2 protein-coding genes are annotated in these 2,143 nt (G+C 53.3%); both read left to right on the top strand.

The features are described from left to right. On the top strand, positions 1-1,107 hold a 1,107-nt coding region (locus ACEW8P_RS02970; protein ID WP_373511621.1), incomplete at its 5' end, for a M16 family metallopeptidase. Positions 1,108-1,123: 16 nt separating this feature from the next. After that, on the top strand, positions 1,124-2,143 hold a 1,020-nt coding region (locus ACEW8P_RS02965), incomplete at its 3' end, for a M16 family metallopeptidase (RefSeq protein ID WP_373511620.1).

The following is a 2,143-nucleotide window of genomic DNA, read 5'->3' as shown; positions in this document are numbered from 1 at the left end:
TTTTTTGAACACATGATGTTCAACGGGGCCAAGAAATACGGTCCCAAGCAATTCGACCGCGTTATGGAGGCCAACGGCGGCTCCAACAACGCTTACACCACTGAGAACGTGACGGTCTATACCGACTGGTTTCAGAAAGATGCCCTCGAGACGATGTTCCAGCTGGAAGCTGACCGCATTGCCGACCTCAGCATCGACTCTGCCATGGTGCAAAGCGAGCGCGGCGTGGTACTTTCGGAGCGCAGTACGGGGCTGGAAAACAGCAATTATCGTACGATCAGCGAGTTGGTAAAGGGTGTGGCTTTTCAGGAACATCCGTATATGTTTCCAGTCATTGGCTTCGAGTCGGACATCAAGAGCTGGACGCAGGAGGATTTAGAGAATTATTTTAAAACTTACTACTCGCCCAATAACGCCACGGTGGTCGTGGTCGGCGACATCACGCTGGCGCAGGTCAAGAAACTGGCCGACCAGTACATGGCGCCTATTCCAGCACGGGGGCTGCCGCCTCAGGTACGCACCGTGGAGCCGGAACAAAAAGGCGAACGTCGCGTCACGACATATAAGGACATCACGACACCCAATATTCTGTTGGCCTACCATACACCCGAAACCAGCCACGAGGATTACTACGCGCTGGACTTGCTGAACAATCTGCTAACGTCCGGGAATTCATCGCGTCTTACCAAGGCATTGGTGATGGACACTACGCTGGCGAGTCAGGTATTCAGCTTCATGGGCGACGGCTTTGATCCAAATCTGTTTTACATCTACGGTGTGGCGGGTAAGGGCGTTTCGGCGCAGGAATTGGAAAAGGCGATCGAGGCCCAGATCGATGACCTCATTCAGAATGAGGTGAGTGAGCGGGAGTTGCAGAAGGTCAAGAATCAGAAGCTGATGGAGTTTTACCGCACCATCGAAACCATCAACGGCAAGGCCAACAGCCTGGGTACTTACGAGGTATTTTTCGGCGATTACCGCAAACTCTATGACGCACCCGAACTTTACGAAAAAGTAACCCCGGCGGACATCAAGCGCGTCGCGGCGAAGTACTTTACCGAACGAAATCGGACGGTCGGGTATCTGCTGCCGGAAAAAACCAATTAATTCTATCGAACTACCCATGAAAAACATAATTCTCCTGCTTCTGGCCTTGCTGTCCTTCGAGGCCGTTGCCCAGAATAATTTCAAAGTACCCGCCTACGAAAAATTCAAGCTCAAAAACGGGCTAACGGTCTATCTGATGGAACAGCACGAAGTACCACTGATATACACTTCGGCAGTATTCGACGCGGGCTCGACGCAGGACAGTGACCGTTACGGCCTGGCCAGCATGACCGCCGACGCTCTGCTTTTTGGCACCAAAAAATACACCAAAGAACAAATCGAAGAAGCCACCGATTACGTGGGCGCACGCCTCAACAGCAGCGCGGGCAAGGAAAGCGCGCGGGTAAGCATGTCGTTTGCCGTGAAAGATGCTGACAAGATGTTCGATATTTTGCAGGAAGTGCTGGTGAACCCCAGTTTCGACGCCACGGAGTTCGACAAGTACAAGCAGCGGTCACTATTGCAACTTACCCAGCAAAAAGAAAGTCCGCGCGCGGTGATTGGCAACTATTTTAACAAGATGGTTTTTGATCGGCATCCCTACGCCACGCCCACCGACGGCACTACCTCGACCATCGGCAAAATCAGCCCCGACGACGCGAAGGCTTTTTACAAAAAGCACTACACCGCCGACCGCGCCGCCATTGCCATTGTTGGCGATTTTAAAACCGCCGACATGAAGAAGCGCATCACGGCATTGCTCGGAGACTGGAAGACAGAAAAATCATCCGCCGCCAAGGGCGCAACCCCGAAAATCGACTTCCCCAACAGTCGTGTGTTGCTTGTCAATAAGGGTGACGCCCGCGAAACTACCTTTCTCATCGGCGGCAAAGGCGTGGCCTACGACAACCCCGACTACATTCCGGTGTTGGTGGTCAACACCATTTTGGGTGGGCGCTTTACCTCTTGGCTCAACGACGCTCTGCGCGTCAACTCGGGCCTGACCTACGGCGCGGGCAGTCGCTTCAGTCGCTACAAGCAGGGCGGGACGTTTTACATCAGTACTTTCACCAAAAATTCCACGACTGTCCCCGCC

Source organism: Persicitalea sp., assembly GCF_041751555.1.
Taxonomy (GTDB): Bacteria; Bacteroidota; Bacteroidia; order Cytophagales; family Spirosomataceae; genus Persicitalea.
Note: the sequence above shows the minus strand (reverse complement) of the source record. Positions and strands in the feature narration are given on the sequence as shown.